At 62.2% G+C, this 26,985-nt stretch carries 23 protein-coding genes; 8 read left to right on the top strand and 15 right to left on the bottom strand.

What is annotated here, in order from left to right; genetic code table 11:
* Nucleotides 1-82 precede the first annotated feature (82 nt).
* The 5 genes from rbfA (at nucleotide 83) to BLS27_RS20980 (ending at nucleotide 4,790) form a co-directional block, all read left to right on the top strand.
* Nucleotides 83-481 (top strand): 30S ribosome-binding factor RbfA, encoded by a 399-nt coding sequence (gene rbfA, locus BLS27_RS21005; protein WP_043210088.1) that lies wholly within the window; start codon nucleotides 83-85, stop codon nucleotides 479-481.
* Nucleotides 482-484: 3 nt separating this feature from the next.
* Nucleotides 485-1,402 carry a tRNA pseudouridine(55) synthase TruB gene (gene truB, locus BLS27_RS21000; protein WP_043210085.1) on the top strand — a complete coding sequence of 306 codons (918 nt, stop codon included), beginning with the start codon at nucleotides 485-487 and terminating at the stop codon, nucleotides 1,400-1,402.
* A gap of 149 nt (nucleotides 1,403-1,551) precedes the next feature.
* A complete protein-coding gene (rpsO, locus tag BLS27_RS20995; RefSeq protein WP_011532144.1) occupies nucleotides 1,552-1,821 on the top strand; it encodes a 30S ribosomal protein S15 in 270 nt (89 codons plus the stop codon).
* Between the two features lie 251 nt (nucleotides 1,822-2,072).
* Nucleotides 2,073-4,178, top strand: coding sequence for a polyribonucleotide nucleotidyltransferase (gene pnp, locus BLS27_RS20985; protein WP_043210083.1), 2,106 nt, complete (start codon nucleotides 2,073-2,075; stop codon nucleotides 4,176-4,178).
* Nucleotides 4,179-4,436: 258 nt separating this feature from the next.
* Nucleotides 4,437-4,790 carry a BON domain-containing protein gene (locus BLS27_RS20980; RefSeq protein ID WP_043210081.1) on the top strand — a complete coding sequence of 118 codons (354 nt, stop codon included), beginning with the start codon at nucleotides 4,437-4,439 and terminating at the stop codon, nucleotides 4,788-4,790.
* A gap of 111 nt (nucleotides 4,791-4,901) precedes the next feature.
* Here BLS27_RS20980 and BLS27_RS20975 read toward each other — a convergent pair whose 3' ends face one another.
* Complete coding sequence (locus BLS27_RS20975; protein ID WP_090346762.1) at nucleotides 4,902-5,216, bottom strand: heme-binding protein; 315 nt, start codon at nucleotides 5,214-5,216, stop codon at nucleotides 4,902-4,904.
* 60 nt (nucleotides 5,217-5,276) lie between these two features.
* Between BLS27_RS20975 and BLS27_RS20970 the strand changes: the two genes are divergently transcribed.
* Entirely contained in the window at nucleotides 5,277-5,690 is a 414-nt protein-coding gene (locus BLS27_RS20970; protein WP_043210077.1) for a VOC family protein, read from the top strand.
* Nucleotides 5,691-5,809: 119 nt separating this feature from the next.
* Here BLS27_RS20970 and BLS27_RS20965 read toward each other — a convergent pair whose 3' ends face one another.
* From BLS27_RS20965 to dksA, 13 genes are all read right to left on the bottom strand, one after another.
* On the bottom strand, nucleotides 5,810-8,746 hold the full coding sequence (locus BLS27_RS20965) for a DUF748 domain-containing protein (RefSeq protein ID WP_090346759.1): 2,937 nt from the start codon (nucleotides 8,744-8,746) through the stop codon (nucleotides 5,810-5,812).
* Between the two features lie 78 nt (nucleotides 8,747-8,824).
* A complete protein-coding gene (locus tag BLS27_RS20960) occupies nucleotides 8,825-9,694 on the bottom strand; it encodes an oxygenase MpaB family protein (RefSeq protein ID WP_043210159.1) in 870 nt (289 codons plus the stop codon).
* Between the two features lie 31 nt (nucleotides 9,695-9,725).
* Nucleotides 9,726-11,660: an acetate--CoA ligase gene (gene acs, locus BLS27_RS20955; RefSeq protein ID WP_043210073.1), complete on the bottom strand. Its 1,935-nt coding sequence runs from the start codon at nucleotides 11,658-11,660 to the stop codon at nucleotides 9,726-9,728.
* A gap of 256 nt (nucleotides 11,661-11,916) precedes the next feature.
* Nucleotides 11,917-13,581, bottom strand: coding sequence for a glucose-6-phosphate isomerase (gene pgi, locus BLS27_RS20950; protein ID WP_043210071.1), 1,665 nt, complete (start codon nucleotides 13,579-13,581; stop codon nucleotides 11,917-11,919).
* A gap of 141 nt (nucleotides 13,582-13,722) precedes the next feature.
* Nucleotides 13,723-14,586 (bottom strand): pantoate--beta-alanine ligase, encoded by an 864-nt coding sequence (panC, locus tag BLS27_RS20945; protein WP_043210067.1) that lies wholly within the window; start codon nucleotides 14,584-14,586, stop codon nucleotides 13,723-13,725.
* Entirely contained in the window at nucleotides 14,583-15,383 is an 801-nt protein-coding gene (gene panB / locus BLS27_RS20940) for a 3-methyl-2-oxobutanoate hydroxymethyltransferase (protein WP_043210064.1), read from the bottom strand. The genes panC and panB overlap by 4 nt, the downstream gene beginning before the upstream one ends.
* A 250-nt stretch (nucleotides 15,384-15,633) precedes the next feature.
* Complete coding sequence (folK, locus tag BLS27_RS20935) at nucleotides 15,634-16,113, bottom strand: 2-amino-4-hydroxy-6-hydroxymethyldihydropteridine diphosphokinase (RefSeq protein ID WP_043210062.1); 480 nt, start codon at nucleotides 16,111-16,113, stop codon at nucleotides 15,634-15,636.
* Nucleotides 16,114-16,115: 2 nt separating this feature from the next.
* On the bottom strand, nucleotides 16,116-17,498 hold the full coding sequence (locus BLS27_RS20930) for a polynucleotide adenylyltransferase PcnB (protein ID WP_090346757.1): 1,383 nt from the start codon (nucleotides 17,496-17,498) through the stop codon (nucleotides 16,116-16,118).
* Nucleotides 17,499-18,411: 913 nt separating this feature from the next.
* Nucleotides 18,412-19,866 carry a sigma-54-dependent transcriptional regulator gene (locus BLS27_RS20925; RefSeq protein ID WP_043210058.1) on the bottom strand — a complete coding sequence of 485 codons (1,455 nt, stop codon included), beginning with the start codon at nucleotides 19,864-19,866 and terminating at the stop codon, nucleotides 18,412-18,414.
* Between the two features lie 4 nt (nucleotides 19,867-19,870).
* Nucleotides 19,871-22,846: a sensor histidine kinase gene (locus tag BLS27_RS20920; protein WP_167358126.1), complete on the bottom strand. Its 2,976-nt coding sequence runs from the start codon at nucleotides 22,844-22,846 to the stop codon at nucleotides 19,871-19,873.
* Nucleotides 22,830-23,006 carry a hypothetical protein gene (locus BLS27_RS20915; RefSeq protein ID WP_003250005.1) on the bottom strand — a complete coding sequence of 59 codons (177 nt, stop codon included), beginning with the start codon at nucleotides 23,004-23,006 and terminating at the stop codon, nucleotides 22,830-22,832. The genes BLS27_RS20920 and BLS27_RS20915 overlap by 17 nt, the downstream gene beginning before the upstream one ends.
* Nucleotides 23,007-23,160: 154 nt before the next feature.
* Nucleotides 23,161-24,048, bottom strand: coding sequence for a tRNA glutamyl-Q(34) synthetase GluQRS (gluQRS, locus tag BLS27_RS20910; protein ID WP_090346753.1), 888 nt, complete (start codon nucleotides 24,046-24,048; stop codon nucleotides 23,161-23,163).
* A gap of 63 nt (nucleotides 24,049-24,111) precedes the next feature.
* Nucleotides 24,112-24,558 carry an RNA polymerase-binding protein DksA gene (gene dksA / locus BLS27_RS20905; RefSeq protein WP_043210050.1) on the bottom strand — a complete coding sequence of 149 codons (447 nt, stop codon included), beginning with the start codon at nucleotides 24,556-24,558 and terminating at the stop codon, nucleotides 24,112-24,114.
* A gap of 211 nt (nucleotides 24,559-24,769) precedes the next feature.
* On the opposite strand from dksA, the gene BLS27_RS20900 reads away from it, so the two are divergent.
* Both BLS27_RS20900 and sfsA read left to right on the top strand, forming a co-directional pair.
* Nucleotides 24,770-25,942, top strand: coding sequence for a pyridoxal phosphate-dependent aminotransferase (locus BLS27_RS20900; protein WP_043210048.1), 1,173 nt, complete (start codon nucleotides 24,770-24,772; stop codon nucleotides 25,940-25,942).
* A complete protein-coding gene (gene sfsA / locus BLS27_RS20895) occupies nucleotides 25,942-26,655 on the top strand; it encodes a DNA/RNA nuclease SfsA (RefSeq protein ID WP_070576470.1) in 714 nt (237 codons plus the stop codon). Before BLS27_RS20900 ends, sfsA begins: the two co-directional genes overlap by 1 nt.
* On the opposite strand, the gene BLS27_RS20890 is transcribed toward sfsA, so the two are convergent.
* Complete coding sequence (locus BLS27_RS20890) at nucleotides 26,645-26,962, bottom strand: Rieske (2Fe-2S) protein (protein WP_070576466.1); 318 nt, start codon at nucleotides 26,960-26,962, stop codon at nucleotides 26,645-26,647. The genes sfsA and BLS27_RS20890 overlap by 11 nt on opposite strands.
* Nucleotides 26,963-26,985: the final 23 nt, after the last annotated feature.

Here is a 26,985-nt window from a genome sequence, read left to right as displayed (position 1 = left end):
GGTTTGCGGCGCCTCTGAAGGTAACGCCCGGTCAGGCTCCAGCCTGTCCGGGCGTTTGCCGCTTTAGTTACAGGTAGCAAGAATGGCAAAAGAATATAGCCGTACCCAACGCATCGGCGATCAGATGCAGCGCGAGCTGGCCGAACTGATCCGTCGTGAAGTCAAGGATCCGCGTGTCGGCCTGGTGACAATCACCGCCGTGGATGTCAGCCGTGACCTGGGCCATGCCAAGGTCTTCATCACCGTCATGGGCCAGGATGGCGCCGATGCCGTGCCGCAGACCCTCAAGGCCCTCAACAGTGCAGCGAGTTTCCTGCGCCTGCACCTGGGGCGTGTCATGCAACTGCGCAGCGTACCGCAGCTGCATTTCCACTTCGATGAGAGCGTCAGCCGCGGTGCCCACCTGTCGGCGCTGATCGAGCGTGCAGTGGCGGAAGATCGCCTGCACAAGGATGCCGACAAGCCGGACGCCGAGGAGTAATCGGTGGCTCAGGTCAAACGAATCCGCCGCAACGTAAGCGGCATCATCCTGCTCGACAAGCCGTTGGGGTTCACCTCCAACGCCGCGTTGCAGAAGGTCCGCTGGCTGCTCAATGCCGAGAAGGCTGGCCATACCGGTAGCCTCGACCCGTTGGCCACTGGCGTGCTGCCGTTGTGCTTCGGCGAGGCTACCAAGTTCTCCCAGTACCTGCTCGACTCCGACAAGGGCTACGAGACAGTCATGCAACTTGGGCAGACTACCAGTACCGCCGATGCCGAAGGCGAGGTCTTGCAAACCCGCGATGTGACCGTTGGTCGTGCAGATATCGAAGCTGTTTTGCCACGTTTTCGCGGTGAAATCAGTCAGGTACCGCCGATGTACTCGGCCCTCAAGCGTGACGGCCAGCCGCTGTACAAGCTGGCACGTGCAGGAGAGGTAGTGGAGCGCGAGGCGCGTTCTGTTACTATTAGCCGCTTGGAGTTGATCGAGTGCGAAGGCACTCGGGTTCGCCTGTCGGTCGGTTGCAGCAAAGGCACCTATATCCGCACCCTGGTGGAGGATATCGGTGAGGCGTTGGGCTGTGGTGCCTACGTCGCGCAACTGCGCCGTACCCAGGCCGGCCCCTTCGAGCTGGCACAGACCGTGACCCTCGATGAGCTCGAGCAGGCCCACGCCGAAGGTGGCAACGAAGCGCTTGATCGCTTCCTGATGCCGTCCGACAGCGGATTGCAGGATTGGCCACTGGTGCGTCTCTCCGAGCACAGCGCGTTCTACTGGCTGCATGGCCAGGCGGTTCGTGCGCCGGATGCGCCGCAGTTCGGCATGGTCCGAGTACAGGATCACAATGAACGCTTCATCGGTATCGGTGAGGTGAGCGAAGACGGGCGTATTGCGCCGCGTCGACTGATTCGGTCGGAATGATCGAAACCGTACGTCCAAGCCCTGGCCCAAGCGTACGGAACCGAGGGTGGCTGTTAATAGGCACGGTCACACCTCTACTCATTAATACAGGGATTCGTCCCTGGCCTATTGGAGACCGTCCGCGGGATCCGTTTATCAGGAGAAGCCAAATGGCCCTCAGCGTTGAAGAAAAAGCTCAGATCGTTGCCGAATACCAGCAAGCCGCCGGCGATACCGGTAGCCCGGAAGTGCAGGTTGCTCTGCTGACCGCCAACATCAACAAGCTGCAAGGCCACTTCAAGGCCAACGAGAAAGACCACCACTCCCGTCGTGGTCTGATCCGTATGGTTAACCAGCGTCGTAAGCTGCTGGACTACCTGAAGGGCAAAGACACCACTCGTTACAGCGCCCTGATCGGTCGCCTGGGTCTGCGTCGCTAATAGCGTCCTGGCCAGTGGTGTGCATGGCGTGTCGCAGGTTTCGGGAGTGCTGCCTGGCAGCACTCGCGTCAGGCACGCCACGCGTATCTACGAGGTTGGCAGCCTGGTTGTGCTGAGCGGTTTTACCGCGCAGCGGCCAGGCTCCCAGCCTCGTGTTGTATCTGGACGGTCAATGGGGCCGATTCCCCGTTCTGCCCAAGAATTCGCAAGAACAAGTTCCCCCCAGAGCCACTGAAAAAAGGTAGGAAACCGTGAACCCGGTAATCAAGAAATTCCAGTTCGGTCAGTCGACCGTAACCCTCGAGACGGGCCGCATTGCCCGCCAGGCGACCGGCGCCGTGCTGGTCACCGTCGACAACGACGTCACCGTGCTGGTGACCGTGGTCGGTGCCAAGCAGGCAGATCCAGGCAAGGGCTTCTTCCCGCTGTCCGTGCACTACCAGGAAAAGACCTACGCCGCTGGTAAGATCCCAGGTGGCTTCTTCAAGCGTGAAGGCCGTCCTTCCGAGAAAGAAACCCTGACTTCGCGCCTGATCGACCGCCCGATCCGCCCGCTGTTCCCTGAAGGGTTCATGAACGAAGTGCAGGTTGTCTGCACCGTGGTTTCCACCAGCAAGAAGACCGATCCGGACATCGCTGCGATGATCGGTACTTCGGCTGCCCTGGCCATCTCCGGTATCCCGTTCGAAGGCCCGATCGGCGCAGCCCGCGTTGCCTTCCACGAAAGCACCGGCTACCTGCTGAACCCAACGTACGAGCAACTGGAAGCCTCCAGCCTCGACATGGTCGTGGCCGGTACCGAATCCGCTGTACTGATGGTTGAATCGGAAGCCAAAGAGCTGACCGAAGACCAGATGCTGGGCGCTGTGCTGTTCGCTCACGACGAGTTCCAGGCCGTGATCCAGGCCATCAAGGAATTCGCTGCCCAAGCCGGCAAGCCGACTTGGGACTGGCAGCCAGCCCCAGCCAACACCGAGCTGCTGAACCTGGTGCGCGCCGAGTTCGGCGAGGCCATCTCCCAGGCCTACACCATCACCCTGAAGGCCGATCGCTACAACCGTCTGGGTGAGCTGCGCGACCAGGCCGTCGCCCGTTTGTCCAATGAAGAAACCGGCCCGACCGCCGGCCAAATCAAGGACATCTTCGGCGAACTGGAATACCGCACCGTCCGCGAGAACATCGTTAACGGCAAGCCGCGTATCGACGGCCGTGACACCCGCACCGTGCGCCCGCTGAACATCGAAGTCGGCGTTCTGCCCAAGACCCACGGTTCGGCCCTGTTCACCCGTGGCGAAACCCAGGCCCTGGTCGTCGCGACCCTGGGTACTGCCCGTGATGCCCAGCTGCTGGATACCCTGGAAGGCGAGAAGAAAGACGCCTTCATGCTGCACTACAACTTCCCACCGTTCTCGGTAGGCGAGTGCGGTCGCATGGGCGGCGCTGGCCGTCGTGAAATCGGCCACGGCCGTCTGGCTCGTCGTGGCGTCCAGGCCATGCTGCCGAGCGACAGCGAGTTCCCATACACCATCCGCGTCGTATCGGAAATCACCGAGTCCAACGGCTCCAGCTCCATGGCCTCGGTCTGCGGTGCCTCCCTGGCACTGATGGATGCAGGCGTACCGATGAAGGCGCCTGTGGCCGGTATCGCCATGGGTCTGGTCAAGGAAGGCGACAAGTTCGCAGTCCTGACCGACATTCTGGGTGACGAAGACCACCTGGGCGACATGGACTTCAAGGTTGCTGGTACCGCCAAAGGCGTTACCGCACTGCAGATGGACATCAAGATCAACGGTATCACCGAAGAGATCATGGAAATCGCCCTGGGCCAGGCCCTGGAAGCGCGCCTGAACATTCTCGGCCAGATGAATCAGATCATCGCCCAGTCGCGCAGCGAGCTGTCGGCCAACGCACCGACCATGCTGGCGATGAAGATCGACACCGACAAGATCCGTGACGTCATCGGCAAAGGCGGCGCGACCATCCGCGCTATCTGCGAAGAGACCAAGGCTTCGATCGACATCGAAGACGACGGTTCGATCAAGATCTTCGGCGAGACCAAGGAAGCGGCCGAAGCGGCCAAGCAGCGCATCCTGGGCATTACCGCTGAAGCCGAGATCGGCAAGATCTACCTGGGCAAGGTCGAGCGCATCGTCGACTTTGGCGCCTTCGTCAACATCCTGCCGGGCAAAGATGGTCTGGTGCACATCTCCATGCTCAGCGATGCGCGTGTAGAGAAGGTCACAGACGTTCTGAAAGAAGGTCAGGAAGTCGAAGTGTTGGTACTGGACGTGGACAACCGCGGCCGTATCAAACTGTCGATCAAGGACGTTGCGGCTGCCAAGGCCTCCGGCGTCTAAGCCTCTTCAGGCGAAAGAAAGGACCCAATAGGGTCCTTTTTTTTTTCGCCTCGATTTTTCCTTGGTCCACTTGCATCTTGCATGCAGGATTTTGCCTGCCCTTGCAAATTGCACGATCGCAATCCGAATCGATTATTTTAACTATTTGAATTTAAAGAGATTTTTTATCCGGAAAAGCTGGCACAGCACATGCAACGGTAGGTTTACCTGCTGCCAGGAACCACGGCGCAGACCTTTCGAACAACAGGAGTGACTCACATGAAGAAATTCGCCATTGCTGCCGCTACTGCCACCGCCCTGACTCTGACCATGGCTAATGCGGCATTTGCCCAGCAGCCCGCCCAGTCGTCCCCAATGACGCTGGCGGCCGGTGAAGTGACCAAGGCCAAGGAAGAGACTAAAGACACTTGGATCACCACCAAAGTGAAGGCCGACCTGATGACAGAGAAAGGCATCCCTGGCAGCGACATCAAGGTCGAAACCAATAAGGGTGTGGTCTCCCTGTCCTCTGACGTGGCGATCACCGCCTCGCAGAAAGAACAGGCGATCGCCATCGCCAAGGCTATCAAGGGTGTCCAGGCTGTGTCGGCTGACGGCCTGAAAACCGAGTAAGGATTGTCCCGTCGGCCAAAAGGATTTGGCCACCTTTTCATCGAGGGCCGCTGTGCGCCCCTTTCGCTAGCGTTGACGCGAGCGACAGGGCCGTACAGCGGCCTTCGACTTTCATTCACCGCCCAAACGCACAGGGTTGAACGTGATCACATCACTCTCGAAGCATTCCTGCTCGACGATCAGCGGCTCCACCAATGGCCGGCTGTCACGGAAATGCGCGGTTTGGGTGTGCGCCTCGTACGCGGCGTCGTCGCGATAGATCTCATAGAGGTAGATCACGTCCGGATCGAGACGGTCCTGTGACACATCGAACACCAGACAACCTGGCTCATTGGCCACCGAGGCCGCCGCATTGGCCTTGATGGCGTTCAGAAATTGTTCAGCGCTGCCGTTCTTTACACGGGTCTTGATGAAGAGGCTGTACACAAAGCGATCCTTTTGTTTTAAATTTGCTCGCAAATTGTATACATATAAGGAGCCGCGTCCATGTCTGATCTTCCTGCCCGTCCTGGCCGTCTGAATGGTCTGCGTCATCTCGCCCTGCTGGTTCCCAACCTGGAAGAGTGCGAACGTTTCTACGTCGACCTGCTTGGTATGGAAGTGCTGCACCGGGCTCACGAAGATCTGGTCTACCTGACCTGCGGTAACGACAACCTGTCCCTGGGGCGCGGTGCGGGTGCGGCTAACGGCTTGCAGACCTTGGACCACTATGGGTTCATTGTCGACAGCGTGGAGGAGCTGGACGCTTGGTACCTGTACTTCAAGGCGCACGGTGTGACCCTGCTGGATCGCCCATTCGATCATGGCGATGGTGCGCGTAGCTTCCATGTCCTCGACCCGGCCGGCAACAAGGTGCAACCGCTGTATCACCCGGCGGTTTCCGGACAGCGGCTGGTCTGAAGGTAGGGTTTGCGGGTAGCTCCGCTCCTACAGGGCCACTACACCCTCTGTAGGAGCGGGTTTACCCGCGAAGATGACACCGGTGGCCAAGGGCACCCCAAGGTGCCTGCAGGGGCGGGCTACTCGGCATCCAAGTGCAATGGCGTGATGACCCGCCCATCGCTTTCAGCCTGGCCCAGGTTGGTATCGATGAAGTACACCCGGTCGTCTTCCAACTGACCTTTGTCCACCAGGTAGTCCTTGATGCTGCCAGCCCGATCTTGGCCCAACTGACGCAACAGCGCGGTACTTTCAGCCCAGGACTTGATCACCGCATCGTGCAGCTTGGCGGTGCGTTCGTCGCGGCTCAGTTGTTGCCATTCGGCCGGAGGTTGCTGTTTGAGACGGGCGCGGTAGATACCCTCGAGCATCGCCGGTTTGTCACTGTCGTCGACCACCAGCATCGATGCATTGGCTGGCACCTTGTCGCCGCGGCGCTGGAGGATCTTGTACCAGGTCGCCTGGTACTCGCGCTCCAGGCGTTGCTTGGCGATCAGCGGGCCATCGCTGCTCTGAGCACTGGTGCCTTCGATTTCCAGGCGCAGTTCTGGGCGCTCCTTGAGCGCACTGGCCAGTTTGTCCAGTGCGGACTGGGCGTCGGCACTGAGGTCGCTGGAGCCTGGCGCGAATGCCACATTACCCAGATCCTCGGCGCCACCGCCGGCAATCAGGCCGCCGATGAACTTGAACGGTGCCTGGGCTGCGCGCAGCACCAGATTGCGCAAGGTTTGCCAGATGATCGGCATGACGCTGAACTGTGGATTGTTCAGGTCGCCGGTCACCGGCAGCTCGATGGAGATCTTGCCTTCGGTGTCCTTGAGCAGGGCGACTGCCAGGCGGATCGGCAGGTCCACGGCATCGGGGCTGTCGACCTTCTCACCCAGCTGCAGCTGCTCGACCACCACCTTGTTTTCAGCCTTGAGTTGGCCGTTGGTGATCAGGTAGTGCAGGTCCAGGTTCAGTCGGCCTTTGCGGATGCGGAAGCCCGCGAACTTGCCGGAGTAGGGCGTCAGCGTGGTCAGCTCGACGCGTTTGAAGCTGGTGGCGATGTCCAGGCTGGCCAGTGGGTTGAACGGGTTGAGCGCACCTTTGATGGTCACCGGTGCGTAACGATCGACCTTGCCTTTCACATCGACCTTGGCCGGTGCCGGCTTTCGGTTGTCGATGGTGCCGATCTGGCCGTTGAGCTGCTGGATGGCAGTGGCGAAGTTGGGGGTCAGGGTGAGGTCGGCGAAGTTGGCCGAGCCATCGTTGATGTCGATTCCACCGATGCGGATGCCCAGCGGCTTGTCAGTGCTGGCAGTGGCCGGCTTGGTTTGACTGGTTGCGGGTGCGCTGGCCGGTTGAGGGATCAGCAGATCGTCGACGTTGGTGGTGCGGTCTTCATTGATGATGAAGCGTGCATAGGGCTGCAACAGCGCCACCTTGTCGATCGACAGGGCATCGCCATGGACATACGACAGACCGCTCAGATCCAGTTGCTGCCATTTGACGAAGTCGCGATTTTTGATGGTGTCCAAAGTGTGCAGCTGGCTGACCTGGGCTTTGCCGCCGACGCTGAAGGCCAGTGGTTCGGTACTCTTGAGATCGACCTTCAGGTCGCTGGAAAGCATGCCGCTGCGCAATTCCAGGCGGATGAACGGGCTGATGTAGGCCTGGGCCACGCGCAAGTCGATATCACGGGTGCTGACATCCAGCTTGGCGGTGACCGGCGCCAGATTGACTTGGCCGGCCGCCTGCAGCTTGCCTTGCTTGCCGACCCCGGTGTCGAGCTTGAGTGTGAAGGGCGACTGGTTGAGGCTGTCGAAGTTCTGCAGGTCGGCGTTGAGCGGGCCCACATCCAGTGCCACAGGCTCCTTCTGGCTACGGTCGGCCAGGTGTACCTGATAGTTGCGCAGTTGCACATCCTTGAGCAGCACCTGCCAGGGCTTGCTCGGCTCCTTGGCGGCCTTTTCCTCGGCACTCGGCTCGGCAGCGGCAGGTTCGGCTTTTTCCTTCGGAGTGGCCTTGGCCGGCTGACTGGCGAACAGCTTTTGCCAGTCAAGCTGGCCGTCGCGTTCGAGAGCGGCCCAGGTCTCGAGCTTTTCGCTGCGGATCTTGCCGACGATGATCTGTTGTTTGGCCAAATCGATGGAAGTTTCGCTCACGTCCAGACTGGCCAGACGCGCCAGCGGGCGTCCGTCCGGTGCCTTGATGGCGAAGGGGGCGACGCGCACCGAGGTGTTGTCCAGCAGCAGCTCGGTTTCCTTGGACAGATTGAGCTTGTAGTGAGTGTCCAGGCTGACCACGCCTTCTTCCAGCACCAGGGGGACCGCATCGCGCACATAGGGCCAGAAGGCTTTCATCCTGCCTTCGGTGACCTTGAGGGTTCCTTCGGAGGCGATAGGGGCCAGGCTCAGGGTACCGCTCCAGTCGATACGTCCACCATTGGGGCCAATGGCCACCAACGCCATGTCGGCATTGTCGTCGGGCAGGGTGCTGAGGTTCTTCAGTTCCAGGTTCATGGAGTCGTAGAGGAACTCGATGGGTTCGCTCGGTCGCAGGTCCTGGAAGTGCAAATAGCCTTCGTTGAGCTTGATGCTGCCGATGCGCAGCGGGAAGGGGTCGCCTGCGGGCTCCTCAGGTTTGGGCTCGCTGGGCGGCAGTTTGAACAGCTGGGTCAGGTTGAGGCTGCCATCCTTGGCGAACAGCACCTCGTTGCGTGGCTTGTCCAGCTCGACAGCCTCCAAGTGCAGGGCCTTGGTCCACAGGCTGTCGAGCGAGAGGTTGGCATAGAGGCGTTCGAAGCCCACCTGCTCCTTGCCCGGTTCGCCGATCTGCAGACCCCAGAGCGTGAGCTCGAGGCTGAACGGGTTGAACTCGATACGTTGCAGGTGTGCCGGCACCGTGGCGTATTGCGCCAGTTGCTGGTTGGCGATGCGCAGGCCGACACCGGGGATGATGAGAAAGCCAAGCAGGCTGTACAGGGCCACGAGGGCCAGCATGGCGCCGAAGGCGCGCGTCAATCCTTTGGGCATGTAAGACGTCATCTGTCTGAAGCGGGGTGCCTTGGAGTATGGCACGTTAAAACGGTTCCGACGAAGCGACCAAAAACCTCACTCGAGTCCCATACGCCGTCTTGCCCGGTGTGCCGAGCCGTTGCGCATGGCCCAGCGCAGCACTGGAGCGATGCGATTGATGCCCAGGCGGATCATGCGCTGCTGAAGAGGATTCTGGTGCAGATCGAGCATATCGCGGGCCCAGTCCGGCAGCAGGTCGATGCCGGCATTGAGCATCAATTTGCCGACCGGTTGCGCCATGCGGCTGGGAGCTGGGGCATCAAGCAGGATATCCACCACCTCATGACTGCGTGCGTCGCACAGCAGCTGTGGGCGCATGCATTGCAAGTAGTCTTCGACTGCCTGACACGAGCGCGGTACATCGCGTGCCCCCAAGCGTTCGGCGATCAGGGCGATCTCGTTGTAGTAGGCGTCCTGGGCCTCGCGGCTGAGATGGGGGTTGCGGTAGCGCAGGTGGGCGGCCAGGAAGCTACTGACCTCGGCGACATGGACCCAGGTCAGCAGGTCGGGGTCGCTGGCGGCATAGGGGCGCCCGTCGGGGGCAGTGCCCACGACCTTGAGGTGGATGGTGCGGACCTTTTCGATCAGCCATTCGGCATCGCGGGTCGAGCCGAACGTGGTGCCGGAGATGAACTGGCTGGTGCGGCGCAGGCGACCGAGCAGGTCCTGGCGGAAGTTGGAATGGTCCCACACCCCAGCCAGGGCCAAAGGGTGCAGCAGTTGCAGCATCAAGGCGCTGATACCGCCGACGAGCATGCTGGGGAAGTCGCCGTGCACCTGCCAACTGATGCTCTGCGGGCCGAACAGGCCCGGGTCACCTTTGGGGGATTCCAGGTCGAGCTGGCCTAGGGCCAGCCCGGTGAGGCTCATGACCTGAGTTTCGATGCGGCGGCGTAAGGCTTCCATGGCGGTCCCGCAGGCCGCCATGGGCGGCCGTCTATTGATTGAGGCGATTGTCGATCAAGCCCTGGACCACGGTCGGGTCGGCCAGGGTCGAGGTATCGCCCAGGTTGTCCAGCTCGTTGCAGGCGATTTTGCGCAGTATACGCCGCATGATCTTGCCCGAGCGGGTCTTGGGCAATGCCGGCGCCCACTGGATCAGCTCGGGTTTGGCGAAGCTGCCGATCTCCTTGCTGACCAAGGCCAGCAACTCGTTCTTGAGCGTGTCGTCCGGGGTGACGCCGTTCATGGGCGTGATGAAGGCATAGATGCCCTGGCCCTTGAGGTCGTGCGGGTAGCCGACCACGGCGGCCTCGGCGATGCTGTCGTGGAGCACGAGAGCGCTTTCGACTTCGGCGGTGCCGATGCGGTGGCCGGAAACGTTGATCACATCGTCGACGCGCCCGGTGATCCAATAATCGCCATCGGCATCGCGACGGGCGCCGTCACCGGTGAAGTAGTAGCCGGGCATGGGCTTGAAGTAGGTGTCGACCATGCGTTGATGGTCGCCATAGACACTGCGGATCTGCCCGGGCCAACTGGCTTTGATCACCAGCAGGCCTGCGCCTGGGCCTTCGATGACCTTGCCTTTTTCGTCCAGCAGCACCGGTTGCACGCCAAACAAAGGTTGCGTAGCGCAGCCCGGCTTGAGGTGGGTGTTGCCTGGCAGCGGGCTGAGCATGATGCCGCCGGTCTCGGTCTGCCACCAGGTATCGACGATGGGGCAGCGCTTCTGGCCCACCGCCTCGAAGTACCATTCCCAGGCTTCCGGATTGATGGGCTCGCCCACGCTGCCGAGCAGGCGCAGGCTTTGTCGGGAGGTGTTCTGTAGGGGCGCCGAACCTTCGCGCATCAGTGCGCGCAGGGCGGTGGGGGCTGTGTAGAAGATGTTCACCTGATGTTTGTCGACCACCTGCCAGAAGCGCGAGGTGTCCGGGTAATTGGGCACGCCTTCGAACATCAGCGAGATGGCGCCGTTGGCCAGGGGGCCGTAGACGATATAGCTGTGGCCAGTGACCCAGCCGACATCGGCGGTGCACCAGAACACCTCGCCATCACGATAGTCGAACACCACCTTGAAGGTCAGCGTGGCCTGCAGCAGGTAACCAGCGGTGGTGTGCAGCACGCCCTTGGGTTTGCCGGTACTGCCGGAGGTATAGAGGATGAACAGTGGATCTTCAGCTTCCATGGCCTCGGGCGGGCAGTCGTCATCGGCCTGTTCCGTGGCTTCGTGATACCAGAGATCACGGCCCTCGCTCCAGGCGATATCGGCCCCGGTGCGCCGTACCACCAGCACGCTGCTGACCGCCGGGCAACTGGCCAGGGCCTTGTCGACGTTCTGCTTGAGCGCAATGCGCTTGGCGCCGCGAACCCCTTCGTCTGCGGTGATCACCGTGCGGCAGTCCGCGTCCAGAATGCGATCACGCAGGGCATCGGGTGAGAAACCACCGAACACGACCGAGTGAATGGCGCCTATGCGGGTGCAGGCGAGCATGGCATAGGCCGCCTCAGGGATCATCGGCATGTAGATGCACACACGATCGCCTTTCTTCACCCCACGGGCCTTCAGGGCATTGGCGAGACGGCAGACCTGGCGGTGCAGCTCGCGGTAGGTGATGGCCTTGGCGTCCTTGGGGTCGTCACCTTCCCACAGCAACGCCGTCTGCTGGCCGCGGGTGGCCAGGTGGCGGTCGATGCAGTTGTAGCTGACGTTCAACTGGCCACCGTCGAACCAGCGCGCCTTGCCGGTCTTCAGATCGCATTGCTGCACACTCGACCAAGGCTTGATCCAGTCCAGGCGCTTGGCCTGTTCGGCCCAAAAGGTATCGGGATCTTCGATCGACTGGCGGTAGAGACGCTGGTAGTCGTCGGGGGAGAGGGCGGCGGACTGGCTCACGGCCAGGGCCTGGGGGTAGTTGCGGATATCGAACATGGCGGGTTGTCCTGCTCTTGTGAGGGGCGAGGGACTGCAGCGGCTATTCGATGGACAGTGTAGAAGGTAGGGGTGTTCCCTGGAGGGCCGCCCCGGTGATTGAGTTGCGTGGTCAGCGTACCTGTGGAGCTTTAGCCGCGAAGCAGGCGTACCGGTGCATGGCACAGGCCGGGTCGGCACTCGCGGCTAAAGCCGCTCCCACGGGGCGCTGGGCACATCTGCGAGTGATATGCAGCACCGTGAAAGCGACCCTATATCAACCGCGGTGGCGACCGCGGAAGTAGTTGATCAGGCCTTGGGTGGAGCCATCCTCAGCGCTGTCTTCCAGACTGCCGACCAGGCGTTGGTATACGCCCTTGCCCAACTCCTTGCCCAACTCCACGCCCCACTGGTCGAAGGCATTGATACCCCAGATGACGCTCTGTACGAACACCTTGTGTTCGTACATGGCCACCAGCGCGCCGAGGCGACGAGGGCTGATGCGCTCTACCACCAAGGTATTGCTCGGGCGGTTGCCCGGAATCACCTTGTGTGGTGCCAGCTTCTCGATGTCCGCTTCATTCAGGCCTTTGGCGCGCAATTCGGCCTCGGCTTCCTCGCGGGTCTTGCCGAGCATCAGCGCCTGGCTCTGGGACAGGCAGTTGGCGTACAGCCACTGGTGGTGGTCGGCCACCGGATTGAAGCTCACCACCGGGACGATGAAGTCGGCCGGGATCAACTGGGTGCCCTGGTGCAATAGCTGGTGGTAGGCGTGTTGGCCGTTGCAGCCGACGCCGCCCCAGATCACTGGACCGGTATCGGTTTTCACCGGGGTGCCGTCCTGCAGCACGCTCTTGCCGTTGGATTCCATGTCCAACTGCTGCAGGTGCTTGGTGATATTGCGCAGGTAATGGTCGTACGGCAGGATCGCGTGGCTCTGGGCGCCCCAGAAGTTGCCGTACCACACGCCCAGCAGGGCCAGCAGCACTGGCATGTTCTTATCGAACGGCGTGGTCTGGAAGTGCTGGTCCATGGTGTAGGCCCCGGACAGCAGCTCCTTGAAGTTTGCGGTGCCGATGGCCAGTGCGATCGGCAGGCCGATGGCCGACCACAGCGAGTAGCGCCCACCCACCCAATCCCACATCGGGAAGATATTCTCTTCGCGCATACCGAAGGCCACGGCGGCAGCCTTGTTGCTCGATACCGCGATGAAGTGGCGGTACAACTCGGCCTCGGAACCGCCCTGGGCCAGGTACCAGGTACGCGCGGCGGTGGCGTTCTTCAGGGTTTCGAGGGTGTTGAACGATTTGGACGAGACGATGAACAGGGTGGTCTCGGCACGCAGATTGGCCGACAGCTCATGGAACTCGCTGCCGTCGATGTTCGCCAGGTAATGGCAGCGCACGCCACGCTGGGCGTAGGGCAGCAAGGCTTCGGAGACCAGCTCCGGCCCCAGGAAGGAGCCGCCGATACCGATGTTCACCACGTCGGTGATGGGCTTTTCGCTGTAACCGCGCCACAGGCCGTCATGGATACGGCCCACCAGTTCGGTGATCTGGTTGAGGACCTTGTGTACTTCCGGCATCACATTGACGCCATTGACACTGAGCTTGTCGCCCACCGGGCGGCGCAGGGCGGTGTGCAGGACCGGACGACCTTCGGAGGCGTTGATGATCTCGCCGCTGAACATCGACTTGATGGCATCGGCCAACCCGACCTGGTTGGCCAGGTTCACCAGCAGATCGCGGGTCTGCTCGGTGATCAGGTTTTTCGAGTAGTCGAGGAACAGGCCGCAGCTGCTGAGGGAAAACTGATCGAAGCGCTTGGGATCGGCTGCGAAGGCTTCGCGCATGCTGAAACCCTGCATGGCGTCGCGGTGTTGCTGGAGCGCCTGCCAGGCGGGCAGTGCCGTCACATCGTGGGGGGTACGGTAATACGCCATTGCGGATGCTTTCCTTGGTGCGTGATGGGCCTTGGACAACAGACAGTTGCTGGCAGTTGCAGGCTGGCCATCATTATAGGCATTGGCTGTCAGGAAGGAATGGGGGGCTTTGCGCCCCCTCACGAGCTCCCGCCCCAGGTATCACGCAGTCTTTTCGTCCAGGTGCAGGTACAGGTTGTCGATCAAGCGGGTAGTGCCCATATAGGCCGCAGCCAGGATCACCAGGTCGCGGTCATCGATCATTGCCGGGCGCAAGGTCACGGCGTGGCGCACTTCCAGGTAGTCTGGGCGGAACCCAGCGGCAACCAGTTGCACCTGCCCCTCGGCAATCAAAGCGGGATAGTCACGCTGGCCCTTGGTGATGGCCTCGGCCATGGTCTTCAAGGTTCGGTACAGCGCAGGCGCAGCAGCGCGCTGCTCCGGGCTCAGGTAGCCGTTGCGCGATGACAGCGCCAGGCCATCCTCGGCGCGCACGGTGGGCTCGCCGATGATCTGGATCGGCATGTTCAGGTCGCGCACCATGGCGCGGATCACCGCCAACTGCTGGAAGTCCTTTTCGCCGAACACTGCAAGGTCGGGCTGGACCATGTTGAACAGCTTGCTGACCACGGTGGCGACGCCTTCGAAGTGTCCAGGGCGGCTGGCGCCACACAAGCCTTCGGACAGTTGCGGCACGCTGACGCGCGTCTGCACTGCCATGCCGTCGGGGTACATCTCCTCGACGGTGGGCGCGAACAGCAGGTGACACCCAGCTTCGAGCAAGCGCTCTTGGTCGGCGGCTAGGGTACGGGGATATTTGTCCAGGTCTTCGCCGGCGCCAAACTGCAGCGGGTTGACGAAGATGCTCGCGACCACGAAATCGGCACGCTGCGCGGCTTTGGTCACCAGTGCGGCATGGCCACTGTGCAGGTTGCCCATGGTCGGCACGAAGCCGATCCGCTTGCCTTCGCCGCGGGCGCGTGCCACGGCGGCGCGCAGTTCTCGGACGGTCTTGACTGTATTCATGCGCTGAACCCGTGTTCGCTACCTGGGAAGCTGACTGCCTTGACCGCTTGCACGTAGGCAGCCAGGGCGCTGTGAATATCCGGCTGGCCTTCCATGAAGTTCTTCACGAACTTGGGCACACGCCCGCTCAGGGATAGCCCGAGCATGTCATGCAGGACCAGCACCTGACCGTCGGTGGCGCTGCCGGCTCCGATACCGATGACCGGAATGCTGACCGCCTGGGTGATCTCGGCGGCCAAGTCGCTGGGCACGCACTCCAGCAGCAGCATGGCCGCACCGGCTTGTTCCAGGGCGATGGCGTCGGCACGCATTTGGCGAGCCTGGGCTTCCTGGCGGCCCTGAACCTTGTAGCCGCCTAGCACATTGACGGTCTGCGGAGTCAGGCCCATGTGCGCGCACACTGGCACGCCACGTTCGGCCAGCAGACGGATGGTCTCTGCCAGCCAGGCGGCGCCTTCGAGCTTGATCATGTGGGCGCCGGCCTGCATCAGGGTGGCGCAGTTGGCGAAGGCCTGCTCAGGTGTGGCGTGGGCCATGAACGGCAGGTCGGCGAGGATCAGGGCGCCCTCGTTGCCACGCTTGACGCAGGCAGTGTGGTAGGCCATTTCGGCGGTCGTGACCGGCAGGGTACTGTCATGGCCCTGCAGGACCATGCCCAGGGAGTCACCCACCAACAGTATTTCCACGCCGGCTGCGCAGGCGGCCTTGGCGAAGGTCGCGTCGTAGCACGTCAGCATGGCGATTTTCTCACCCTTGGCCTTGAGGCCGTGCAGGGTGGTCAGGGTTACTTCAGGCATGTAGGAAATCCTCGTTCAGGCGCTGTGAAAAACGACTGCGTACAACGCGTGTAATCATCTTCCGGAGCGGCACATCATCGTGTGTGATGTTCGGGCACAGGTCCGTCCGAGCCTAAATAGGTAAAAAGGCGGCACTTTGGTGCCACGGGACGCCTATAGTCGTGAGCGAGGGGGGGGAAGTCAATCACCCTGTTACCGCATTGTTACGATCAGGGTGTTACTGGCGTTACCGTTGTCCGAAACGCCCGGATTACAGGCGTTCCAGACCCACGAAGGGGCAGGCCTCAAGCAATTGCGCCAGGCTACGGCCGTCGGCAAGGTGGAAATCGGCGGGTACCAGCTCAGCCAGGGGATAGAGCACGAAAGGGCGCGCCTGCATGTGGTAGTGCGGGACTTTGAGGCGTGGCACGTCGATGACTTGGTCGCCGAACAACAGGACGTCCAGGTCGAGGGTACGGGGCCCCCAGCGCTCCTTGCGCTCGCGGCCTTGGTCAAGCTCGATGGCCTGAAGGGCGTCGAGCAACGCCAGTGGCGCGAGATGGGTGTCCACGGCGGCCACGGCATTGGTGTAGCGCGGTTGGCCGGGGAGCAGGGAGTCGCTGGTATAGAAAGCCGAGGTGGCTGCCAGGCGGGTACCTTCGACGTTGTCCAGCGCCTGCAGGGCGCTTCGCAATTGTTCGGCGGGCTCGGCCAGATTGCTGCCCAGGCCAATGTAGGCGCGGGTCGTCATGTTCAATCCCAGTTTTCGTCGCCGCTGCGCTTGCGCTTGCTGCCACTGCGCTTGCGTTTGCGGGGCGCGGCACCGTCGTCGCGGCTGCCCAGGTCACGGATCATGTCGCGACGTTCGCTGTCGTTGGCGTCCTGATAGTCTGTCCACCATTGGCCCAGATCGTCGGTTTCCTCGCCGGCGCTTTCGCGCAGTAACAGGAAGTCGTAGCCGGCGCGGAAGCGTGGGTTGTCGAGCATCATGTCGGCGCGCTTGCCACTGCGGCGTGGCAGACGCTCCTGCATGTCCCAGATCTCGCGGATCGGCAGGGTGAAACGCTTAGGTATCGCGATGCGTGCGCACTGTTCGGCGATCAGGTCGTGGGCGGCGTTGTTCATGGCCGGAATCGGCGGCACACCCTGGCTTTGCAGGTACAGCGCGCGGCCCGGCAGCGCCGGCCAGAGCAGGGCAGCGAACAGGAAGGCCGGGGTGACCGGCTTGCCTTGCTTGACCCGCAGGTCGGTGTTGGACAGCGCCTGGCTGATCAGGGTGTGGGTGTAGGTCGGGCGTTCTTCCAGCGCATGGGCGCTGGCCGGGAACAGTGGGTCGAATAGGTGCAGGTCCACCAGCATCTCGAAGGTGATTGCGCCTTGGCCGGAAAGGAACAGCTTGAGGCTTTCTTCGAACAGGCGCGCTGGCGGGATCTCTCGCAGCAGCGGAGCCAGGTCGCGGATTGGCTGAACCGTGTGCTTTTCGATGCCGAAATCGAGCTTGGCGGCAAAGCGCACGGCTCGCAGCATGCGCACCGGGTCTTCCTGGTAGCGTTGGGTAGGATCACCGATCAGGCGCAGCAGGCGGTTGCGGATATCGTGCACGCCGTTGGCATAGTCGAGGATGCGTTCGCTGACCGGGTCGTAGTACAGCGCGTTGATGGTGAAGTCACGACGCTGGGCGTCGTCTTCCAAGGTGCCATAAACGTTGTCGCGCAGAATGCGCCCGCTGGCATTGTGCGACGAGCGGTGGCTATCGCCTTGATCTTCTTCGGAGTGATGGGCACGGAAAGTGGCGACTTCGATGATCTCACGGCCAAAATGCACGTGGACCAGCTTGAAGCGGCGGCCAATGATTCGAGCGTTGCGAAACTCTGCGCGGACTTGCTCAGGAGTGGCACTGGTGGCGACGTCGAAATCCTTGGGATTGATACCCAGGAGCAGGTCGCGGACGCAGCCGCCGACCAGATAGGCCTGGTAACCGGCGCTTTGCAGGCGCTCGACGATACTCACCGCGTGGCGGCTGAACTGGCTGCGTTGCAGCGAGTGCTGGCTCTTGTTGATCACTTCAGGCGTGGTGCGCCTGTGGTGCTGACCACGGATAGGAGGACGGAACGACTGGAACAGCTTCTTCAGCATGGGATGCACTGTTTGAAGGAATGTTCGGCCAAGAATAGGAGAATGGCCGCATGATGGGCGGGGATTCTAGCATTTACTCGGGGAATGGTGTAGGCGCTGCTTCGGAGGTGATGCTGGAGGGGGAGAAACGACATGGGGAGCCGAAGCTCCCCAGGAAAGTCGTTGCGTGCTCTTATTGTTTTTCTGCCGGGCTTCTTGTTTTTGTTGATGCCCTGCCCACAAATCTCAAAGCTTGTGGACGACCCCCAACCCGGGGGTGAAGAGCAAACGGATTGCTTTGGTCGCTGATGTTATGCTGATCGTTCGATCCAACCAGTTCAGGCGCTGCTTTTTAGTGCAGTTTTTGTTGTTCTCTGCCTGGCTGTGGGGCAAGCCCCAAACACAACTCCTCTCCAAAAGAATCAGTTAGCTGCGCCTCCGCCGTCTTGTTTTTATTGTGCGTGAGCCGTTTCGTCTTGTTCTTATTCTGGATTGCAGTGCTTGTTATTGTTCTTGTACCAGACATATAGCAGGTGCCGTGCCAACTTTGCTAAACCCAGCAAAATCAAGGCTTTGCGGGTTCTGTGCTTTCGGTGTCATGCAGAAAATGTCGAAATTTCGTTACCGTACGCCTCGGCTGATGTTACGCCTGGGCGGGTGGGGTAACAGATTCCTTGGGCAACTGCGCTGTTACCGAGGAACACCGGCAACGCCGGTGTCAGTGCGGCGAGTAGGTTTCTTCGTGGCGGCACCCGCTCCCGCAGGTTTCGTGGCGCATTCATCGACACGCTGTACCTGTAGGAGCGGGTTCGTCCACGAATAGGCGCGAGTGAGCACCACAAGACAGTGGGTTTCTCACGAGCTGCGTGGTGTTTTGGGGAGGAAGGCGCAGGCAGGAGAAAACCCTCCTGCCTCTGTAGCGGGGAGGGGCGGATCAATTGTCGCTAGTGGCATTGCTCTTGCGCCGTGGAATACCCAGGCGTTGACGTCGTTCCCACAGGCATTTGCGGCTGACGCCCAGCTTGCGCGCCAGCTCGGTCTCGGTCATGTGATCCTGATGCTCGAGGACGAAATGCTGGAAGTAGTCTTCCAGGGACAAGTCCTCGGTTGGTTCATGGCTGGCGTTGTTGGTACCGGCGCCGGCCACGGCCGGAGCGGTGTCGAACGGCCCTTCGTCCTCCAGGCCGCTCAACTCGATGTCGATGCCCAGCAGATCAGCGGAGATTTCCGCGCTCTCGCTGAGAATCACCGCGCGCTCCACGGCGTTTTCCAGCTCGCGTACGTTGCCTGGCCAACTGTAATGACGGATCGCTTGCTCGGCCTCGGCGGAGAAGTGCAGATCGTCTCGGCCGATGCGAGCGCTCTGGCGGGCCAGGAAGGCATCGGCGATTTCGTTGACGTCGCTGCCGCGCTCGCGCAGGGCCGGAAGCTTCAGGGCAATCACGTGCAGGCGGTAATAAAGGTCTTCGCGGAACTGCCCTGCCTTGGCCAGGTTCTTCAGGTCGCGATGGGTCGCGGCTATCAGACGGACATCGACCTTCTGCGATTGCACCGAGCCGACCCGACGGATCTCGCCTTCCTGTAGCACACGCAGCAGGCGGGCCTGGGCTTCGAGTGGCAGCTCGCCGATTTCATCGAGGAACAGCGTACCGCCGTCGGCCGCTTCGACAAGGCCGGCACGGCCTGCGCTGGCACCTGTGAACGCGCCTTTCTCGTGGCCGAACAGTTCGGACTCGATCAGGGTTTCCGGGATGGCCGCGCAGTTGACCGAGATCATCGGGGCTTTGGCGCGACGCGAAAGGTTGTGCAGGGCGCGGGCGACCAGCTCCTTGCCGGTGCCGGATTCACCCTGGATCAGGACATTGGAGTCGGTAGGCGCGACCTTGCGGATCTTGCCGAACATGTCCTGCATCGGTGGGCACGAGCCAATGATGCCGATCTCGCCGTTGGCCGAGGCCGGGCTGGCCTTGTCGGCGGCGACTGCCTTGCCGTTGGCGCGCGGCTCGGCGGCGCTGACGGCGGCAGGTGCCGGGGCGTTCTGCCGGTCGCGCAGGATGCGCGCCACGGCCTGGAGCATCTCGTCGTGATCGAAGGGCTTGGCGATGTAGTCCACCGCGCCCATTTTCATCGAATCGACCGCCGAGCGCAGGCTGGCATAGCTGGTCATGATCAGCACCGGTGTGCCCTGGCCGAGCTTGATCAACTCGGTGCCCGGGGCGCCGGGCAGGCGCAGGTCGCTGACGATCAGGTCGAAGGTGGCAATGCTGAAGCGTTCCTGGGCTTCCTGCACCGAGCCGGCTTCGCTGACTTGGTACTGGTTCCGCTCGAGCAGTCGACGCAAGGCCGAGCGGATGATGGTTTCGTCTTCGACGATCAGAATGTGCGGCATTGATTCAATTCTCTCGACGGTCTCGAATTTCAGGGGACGTCGCTACGACATGCCTTGGCAGGGTCACGCGGATCCGGGTACCACGTTGGCGTTCGATATCGGCCGGGCTGTCGATGGTGATTTGCCCATAATGCTCTTCCACGATGGAATAGACCAGAGCAAGCCCCAGTCCAGTGCCTTCGCCAGGGTCCTTGGTGGTGAAGAAGGGCTCGAACAGCCGGTCCATGATGTTTTTCGGGATTCCGCTGCCTTCGTCCTCGACGATCAGGTCGACAGTGTGCTCACACACAGCGCTGCGCACACGCACGGCGCTGCCGGGCGGGGATGCGTCGCGGGCGTTGGAAAGCAGGTTGATCAGCACCTGGGCCAGGCGCTGGGGATCACCCTCGGCCCAGTGATCCGGGTCGCAGAGGTTGAAGAACTGTACTTCGAAAATGCGCCGGTTCAACGCCAGCAGACCAATGGCATCTTGCGCGACTTCGGCCAGGCACACCGGCTCCTCGCTGTTCTGGTGGCTGCCACCTGCATGGGCGAAGCTCATCAGCGACTGGACGATGCGCGAAACGCGTTTGGTCTGTTCGATGATCTGGCTGGAGAGTTCGATGATCTCTCCATCGCCTTCACGCTCTTCGCGCAGGTTCTGCGCAAGGCAGGCGATGCCGGTGATAGGGTTGCCGATCTCATGGGCCACGCCCGCAGCCAGGCGACCGATGCTCGCCAGGCGCTCTGAGTGCACCAGTTTGTCTTCCAGGGCCTGGGTTTCGGTCAGGTCCTCGACCAGCAGCACCAGGCCGCTGTTGCCCGGTGCCAAGGGCTCGGCGATGGCCGCCTTGTGCAGGTTGAGCCAACGGGTCTGTCCGTCCAGGGCCAGGCGCTGCTTGTGCAGATGTTCGTCGGGGATGTTGATGAAGTTCTGCAACAGCCCGCGCCAAGGCTCGCTGACAGTGACCAGACGCGAGCCGACCACATGCATGGCAGCCACGCCGGTCAGCTCTTCCATGGCTTTGTTCCACATCAGGATCTCTTGGTCCTTGGCCAAAGAGCACACGCCCATGGGCAGCTCCTGCAGCGTCTGGCGGTGGTAGCGGCGCAGGGCATCGAGCTCGGCGGCGAGGCCGGTCAGGCGCGAGTGGTAGTCTTCCAGGCGGCTTTCGATGAAGTGGATGTCTTCGGTGACGTAGTTCTCGTTGCCCGATTTGTAGGGCAGGAAGGTCTCGACCATGTCCTGGGCCACGCTCGGCCCCATCAGTCCCGACAGGTTGGCCTCGATGCGGTCGCGCAGGCGGCGCAAGGCATAGGGGCGGCGTTCGTCGAAGGGCAGGTAGAGGTCACGCAGGGCCTGCTCGACTTCCTTCTGCGCGGCCTTCGCGCCCAGGGGCTTGGCCAATTGGGTGGCGAACTCCTGGGGCGAGGCGGCATGTAGCTCACGCCGTTGTGGCCGGCGCACGTTGTCCACGGCGCAGGCCTCGGCAGCGCTGACTTCTTCGCTGCTGGCATTGGTGAACAGCGAGATCAGGGTGAACAGCAGGACGTTGGCGGCCAACGAGCCGATGGCTGCCATGTGCCAGCTGGTGTCGTCCAGCACGTAGATCATGTCCAGCAGCGGGATATAGAAGCCCTGCAGATTGCCCAGCAGCGGCAGCAGCATGGTCACCATCCACACCGCGATGCCCGCCATCAGGCCGGCGATGAAGCCGCGGCGGTTGGCAGTCGGCCAGTACAGCACCGAAAGCACGCCCGGCAGGAACTGCAAGGTGGCGACGAAAGCGACGATGCCCAGGTTGGCCAGGCTCTGGTGATTGTTCTGGGTCAGGTAGAAGACGAAGCCTGCCGCGATGATGGCGACGATCAGGGCGCGCCGGGTCCACTTCAGCCAGCGGTAGATGTTGCCCTCGGCCGGTGGCTGATAGAGCGGCAGCACCAAGTGGTTGAGGGCCATCCCCGAGAGGGCCAGGGTTGTGACGATGATCAGCCCGCTGGCGGCAGAGAGGCCACCGACATAGGCGAGCAGGGCCAGCGCTGGGTTATCGGCGGCGATGCCCAGGCCCAGGGTGAAGTACTCTGGATTGGTGCTCGCGCCCAGGCGCAGGCCGGCCCAGAGCACCAGCGGCACGGCCAGGCTCATCAGCAGCAGGAACAGCGGCAGGCCCCAGCTGGCGCTGACCAGCGAGCGCGGGTTGAGGTTTTCGGTGAAGGCCATGTGGTACATGTGCGGCATGACGATGGCCGAGGCGAAGAACACCAGCAGCAGGGTTCGCCACGGACCTTCCTGCAGCGGCGTGTGCAGTGCGGCCAGCGCAGTCTGGTTCTGCAGCAGCCAGACCTCCAGCTGGTGCGGACCGCCGAATACGCCATACAGCGCATACAGACCGATACCGCCCAGGGCCAGCAGCTTGATCACCGATTCGAAGGCGATGGCGAACACCAGGCCTTCGTGTTTTTCACGCGTGGCGATGTGGCGCGAGCCGAAGAAGATCGTGAACAGGATGATCAACACGCAGAATGCGAAGGCTACCCGAGCCTTGACCGGCTCGCCGGTGAGGATGCTGATCGAGTCGGCCACCGCCTGGATCTGCAGGGCCAGCAGGGGCAGCACACCGATCAACATGAAGATGGTGGTGAGCGCGCCGGCCCACGTGCTGCGAAAGCGAAACGCCAGCAAGTCGGCCAGCGACGAGAGCTGGTAGGTGCGGGTGATCTTTAGAATGGGATAGAGCAGCACCGGCGCCAGCAGGAAGGCCCCGGATACCCCTAGGTAACAGGCCAGGAAGCCATAGCCGTACTGATAGGCCAGGCCCACCGAGCCATAGAAGGCCCAGGCACTGGCATAGACGCCCAGGGACAGGGTGTAGGTCAGCGGGTGGCGGATGATCGAACGCGGGATCAGCCCACGCTCGCTGATCCAGGCCACACCGAACAGCACCAGCAGGTAAGCGGCGCTGATCAGGATCATCTGGGTCAGGCTAAAGCTCATCGGCATCTCGTTGGCTCTGCAAAATGAAGGTGACGACGATGAGGATCAGCCAGAGCAGGTAGGGTCGGTACCAGGCACCGGTCGGCTCGATCCACCAGTCCATGATGGCCGGGGAAAACAGGTAGATCCCCACGACCAGAAGCAGGACCAAACGATAGATGTACATGCTGGCCTCGAAGGTTGGGCGCTGCGGGCTTGGACTTATTATTGGCGCAAATGGCTGGGACGATGCTAGCGGGATTCATCCTCGCTCGGCAACAATTTGAATTTATTGGGTTTTTGCACCGCGCTTGTTACAACGGGCCTGCGCGAACGCTCGATCAGCGCAGGTCAGCCTCCGGCACCGTCAATTTGTGGGCGATCGCCTCGGGGCGCCACTGCTGCCGTGCGACCGTCAGCACCTCGGCGGGGCTGGCGCGCTCCATGCCAGGCTCTGTGGCCTGGCCCAGGGCCCGCAAGGCGCGCAACAACAGGGGCGTAGCTTGATCGGCCGCCAGTGGTGGCGAGCGATAGGATTTACCCAGCTTGTGGCCGTCCGGCTGAGTGATCAGCGGGATGTGCAGGTAGCGTGGCTGGGAGAAGCCCAGCAATTCCTGCAGGTAGAGCTGGCGAGGTGTGTTGTCCAGGAGATCGGCGCCCCGCACGATATCGGTGACGCCTTGCCAGGCATCGTCCAGCACCACGGCCAGTTGGTAGGCGTAGAGCCCGTCCCGGCGCTGGATGACGAAATCGCCCACCTCACGTCCCAGGTGTTGCTCGAAAGCCCCCTGGACGCGATCGGTGAAGCGGTAGATCAACTCCGGCACCCGCAGGCGGATCGCCGCGCCTTCGCGGGCATGTCCGGCGTTTCGGCACAGCCCCGGATACACCCCGCCATAACCCTCCAGTTGTTTGCGCGAGCACGTGCAGGCATAGGCCAGGCCCATGCGCATCAGACGCTCGACCACCTCGGCATAGGCTTCGTGGCGCTGGCTTTGGTGGACGACCTCGCCGTCCCACTCCAGGCCGTAACGCTCCAGGGTCTGCAGGATGGCATCCCGTGCACCGGGCATTTCCCGAGGCGGGTCGGTGTCCTCCATGCGCAACAACCAGCGTCCGCCCACCGCGCGGGCATCGAGCCAGGAAGCGAGCGCCGCGACGAGCGATCCGAAGTGCAGAAAGCCGCTGGGGGTGGGGGCGAAGCGCCCGATGTAGCTGGAGTCGTTCATGGGTTTGCAGGCTATATAAATGAAACGGGGCGCATCGAGCGCCCCGTTCAGATGGGAATCAGGTCAGGCCTTGCCGACCTGCTTTTCCTTCTTCTCCGCCAGTTCCTTGCAGTCGAAGCACAGGTCGGCGGTTGGGCGCGCTTCCAGGCGACGCAGGCCGATCTCGACGCCGCAGGCTTCGCACCAGCCGTACTCTTCGTCCTGGATCGATTGCAGGGTCTTGTCGATCTTCTTGATCAGCTTGCGTTCACGATCCCGGTTGCGCAGTTCGAGGGCGAATTCCTCTTCCTGGCTGGCACGGTCGGCAGGGTCCGGGAAGTTGGCTGCTTCATCCTTCATGTGGTCTACAGTCCGATCCACACTGGTCATCAGCTCTTGCTTCCAGGCACTGAGGAGTTTGGTGAAATGCTTGCGCATGGGTTCACCCATGTACTCTTCGCCCGGCGTTTCCTTATAGGGTTCGACACCGTACATGGTTTGACCGGCTTTTTGCTTTTCTACGGTGGACATGAATAGACCGCCTCTCACTCATCTGATCCAATGCGCAGGCTGCTCCATCTCCGGCACCCGCCGGCCCTGCGACTGCGAGCCGCCGAACTTACCAGATAGATCGGGGGTGCGCTACCCCGCCCGATCCTAGGAGTTGACAGCGGTGCGAGCCGCACGTTCGATGCCTCGCAGGGGTAGAATCACCAGTTTAGACCCAATTGAGAGAAGGCCCATGGCTCAGCCCTACAGTGCACGCAGTCGCGCTATCGAACCCTTCCACGTCATGGCGTTGCTGGCGCGCGCCAATGAGCTGCAGGCTGCTGGCCATGATGTCATCCACCTGGAGATCGGCGAGCCGGACTTCACCACCGCCACGCCCATCGTGGCGGCTGGCCAGGCGGCCTTGGCCTCGGGCCACACCCGCTACACCGCGGCCCGCGGCCTGCCCGCCCTGCGCGAGGCGATTGCAGGTTTCTACGACCAGCGCTACGGGGTGAGCGTCGACCCTGAACGGATCCTCATCACCCCGGGCGGCTCCGGTGCGTTGCTGCTGGCCAGCAGTCTGTTGGTCGATCCGGGCAAGCACTGGCTGCTGGCCGACCCCGGCTACCCGTGCAACCGCCACTTCCTGCGTCTGGTCGAAGGTGGGGCGCAACTGGTACCGGTAGGGCCGGACGTCAATTATCAACTGACGGCCGACCTGGTCGACCGCTACTGGGACAAAGACACTGTCGGTGCCTTGGTGGCCTCGCCTGCCAACCCCACGGGTACAGTGCTCGAGCGTGACGAGTTGGCCAGCCTCTCCAAGGCTACCCGCGAGCGCCACGGGCATCTGGTGGTGGACGAAATCTATCATGGCCTCACCTATGGCATGGACGCACCGAGCGTGCTGGAGGTGGACGACCAGGCGTTCGTCTTGAATAGTTTTTCCAAGTATTTCGGCATGACCGGTTGGCGCCTCGGCTGGCTGGTCGCACCGCCCAGCGCGGTGAAGGACCTCGAGAAGCTGGCGCAGAACCTCTACATCAGTGCGCCGAGCATGGCCCAGCATGCCGCGCTGGCCTGCTTCGAACCTCAGACCCTGGCCATTCTGGAAGAACGTCGTGCCGAGTTCGCCCGCCGCCGGGACTTTCTGCTGCCGGCGCTGCGCGAGCTGGGCTTCGGCATCGCCGTGGAGCCGCAGGGCGCTTTCTATCTGTATGCCGATATCAGTGCCTTCGGTGGCGATGCCTTCGCTTTCTGCCAGCACTTCCTGGAAACCGAGCACCTGGCCTTCACGCCGGGCCTGGACTTCGGTCGTCACCAGGCCGGTCATCATGTGCGGTTCGCCTACACCCAGAGCCTGCCGCGTCTTGAGGAAGCCGTGCAACGCATCGCACGTGGCCTGAGGAGCTGGCAAGGCTGATGTTGTTCTTCCCTGCACTCGAACAGGCGCGCTTGTTGCGCCGCTACAAACGGTTCCTGGCCGACATCGAGTTGGCCAGCGGTGAGCAACTGACTATCCACTGCCCCAACACCGGCTCGATGCTCAATTGCATGCGCGAGGGCGGGCAGGTTTGGTTCAGCCGCTCCAACGACCCCAAACGCAAGTTGCCCGGCACCTGGGAGATCAGCGAGACGCCCCAGGGGCGCCTGGCCTGTGTCAACACGGGGCGGGCCAATGCCTTGGTGGAGGAAGCGCTGCGCGCCGGACGTATCACCGAACTGGCCGGGTTCACGGCGCTCAAGCGCGAAGTGGCGTATGGCGAGGAAGGCAGCCGGGTGGACTTTCGTCTGGAGTTCGCCGAGGGGCCGGCTTATGTGGAGGTCAAGAGTGTGACCCTGGGCTACCCGGACACGCCGGTCGCGGCTTTTCCCGACGCGGTGACCCAGCGCGGCGCCAAGCACCTGCGCGAGCTCGCAGCCTTGGCGCGCCAGGGAATCCGTGCGGTGCAGTTGTATTGCGTGAACCTGACCGGTGTCGAGGCGGTGCGTCCGGCCGAGGAAATCGACGCGGCTTATGCCCAGGCCCTGCGCACTGCAGTGGCCGATGGCGTGGAGGTGCTGGCCTACGGCACGCGCCTGGACGCCGAGCAGATCGTCATCGACAGGCCATTGCCGGTGCTGCTCACGCCTTGAGCCAGATGCCCTGGCTGTCTTCAAGGCAGGCCAGTGCCTGCAACTGTTCGCCCTCGCAGGGGCCGGCCACGCATTCGCCGCTTTCGATCAGGAACAACGCGCCGTGATGGGCGCAGTGGATCAGGCTGGCGCTCTGATCGAGAAAAGCATCCGCCTCCCAATTCAATGGAATGCCCTTGTGGGGGCAGCGGTTGCGATAAAGGTAAACCTGGCCCTGACGCCGTACGCCGAAAACCTGCTCGCCCGCTACGCTGAATGCGCGGCTGTGGCCTTCGGCGAGATCGAGGGATGCGCAAAGAAAATGCATTGAAGCAGACAGCTCATGTGACA

Source organism: Pseudomonas guariconensis (assembly GCF_900102675.1).
Classification (GTDB): Bacteria; Pseudomonadota; Gammaproteobacteria; order Pseudomonadales; family Pseudomonadaceae; genus Aquipseudomonas; species Aquipseudomonas guariconensis.
The sequence above is the reverse complement of the archived record's forward strand: the minus strand, read 5'-3'. Positions and strand labels throughout refer to the sequence as shown.

Bases quoted from the DNA above. Each gene is read 5' to 3' on its own strand.
- dksA (WP_043210050.1), bottom strand. From the start codon at position 24,558: ATGTCCACCGTAGAAAAGCAAAAAGCCGGTCAAACCATGTACGGTGTC.
- gluQRS (WP_090346753.1), bottom strand. From the start codon at position 24,048: ATGAACGACTCCAGCTACATCGGGCGCTTCGCCCCCACCCCCAGCGGC.
- BLS27_RS20890 (WP_070576466.1), bottom strand. From the start codon at position 26,962: ATGCATTTTCTTTGCGCATCCCTCGATCTCGCCGAAGGCCACAGCCGC.
- BLS27_RS20925 (WP_043210058.1), bottom strand. From the start codon at position 19,866: ATGCCGCACATTCTGATCGTCGAAGACGAAACCATCATCCGCTCGGCC.
- BLS27_RS20915 (WP_003250005.1), bottom strand. From the start codon at position 23,006: ATGTACATCTATCGTTTGGTCCTGCTTCTGGTCGTGGGGATCTACCTG.
- pgi (WP_043210071.1), bottom strand. From the start codon at position 13,581: ATGGCGTATTACCGTACCCCCCACGATGTGACGGCACTGCCCGCCTGG.
- BLS27_RS20920 (WP_167358126.1), bottom strand. From the start codon at position 22,846: ATGCCGATGAGCTTTAGCCTGACCCAGATGATCCTGATCAGCGCCGCT.
- acs (WP_043210073.1), bottom strand. From the start codon at position 11,660: ATGTTCGATATCCGCAACTACCCCCAGGCCCTGGCCGTGAGCCAGTCC.
- folK (WP_043210062.1), bottom strand. From the start codon at position 16,113: ATGACGACCCGCGCCTACATTGGCCTGGGCAGCAATCTGGCCGAGCCC.
- BLS27_RS20980 (WP_043210081.1), top strand. From the start codon at position 4,437: ATGAAGAAATTCGCCATTGCTGCCGCTACTGCCACCGCCCTGACTCTG.
- BLS27_RS20965 (WP_090346759.1), bottom strand. From the start codon at position 8,746: ATGCCCAAAGGATTGACGCGCGCCTTCGGCGCCATGCTGGCCCTCGTG.
- panC (WP_043210067.1), bottom strand. From the start codon at position 14,586: ATGAATACAGTCAAGACCGTCCGAGAACTGCGCGCCGCCGTGGCACGC.
- BLS27_RS20960 (WP_043210159.1), bottom strand. From the start codon at position 9,694: ATGGAAGCCTTACGCCGCCGCATCGAAACTCAGGTCATGAGCCTCACC.
- rbfA (WP_043210088.1), top strand. From the start codon at position 83: ATGGCAAAAGAATATAGCCGTACCCAACGCATCGGCGATCAGATGCAG.
- sfsA (WP_070576470.1), top strand. From the start codon at position 25,942: ATGTTGTTCTTCCCTGCACTCGAACAGGCGCGCTTGTTGCGCCGCTAC.
- BLS27_RS20930 (WP_090346757.1), bottom strand. From the start codon at position 17,498: ATGCTGAAGAAGCTGTTCCAGTCGTTCCGTCCTCCTATCCGTGGTCAG.
- panB (WP_043210064.1), bottom strand. From the start codon at position 15,383: ATGCCTGAAGTAACCCTGACCACCCTGCACGGCCTCAAGGCCAAGGGT.
- BLS27_RS20900 (WP_043210048.1), top strand. From the start codon at position 24,770: ATGGCTCAGCCCTACAGTGCACGCAGTCGCGCTATCGAACCCTTCCAC.
- rpsO (WP_011532144.1), top strand. From the start codon at position 1,552: ATGGCCCTCAGCGTTGAAGAAAAAGCTCAGATCGTTGCCGAATACCAG.
- BLS27_RS20970 (WP_043210077.1), top strand. From the start codon at position 5,277: ATGTCTGATCTTCCTGCCCGTCCTGGCCGTCTGAATGGTCTGCGTCAT.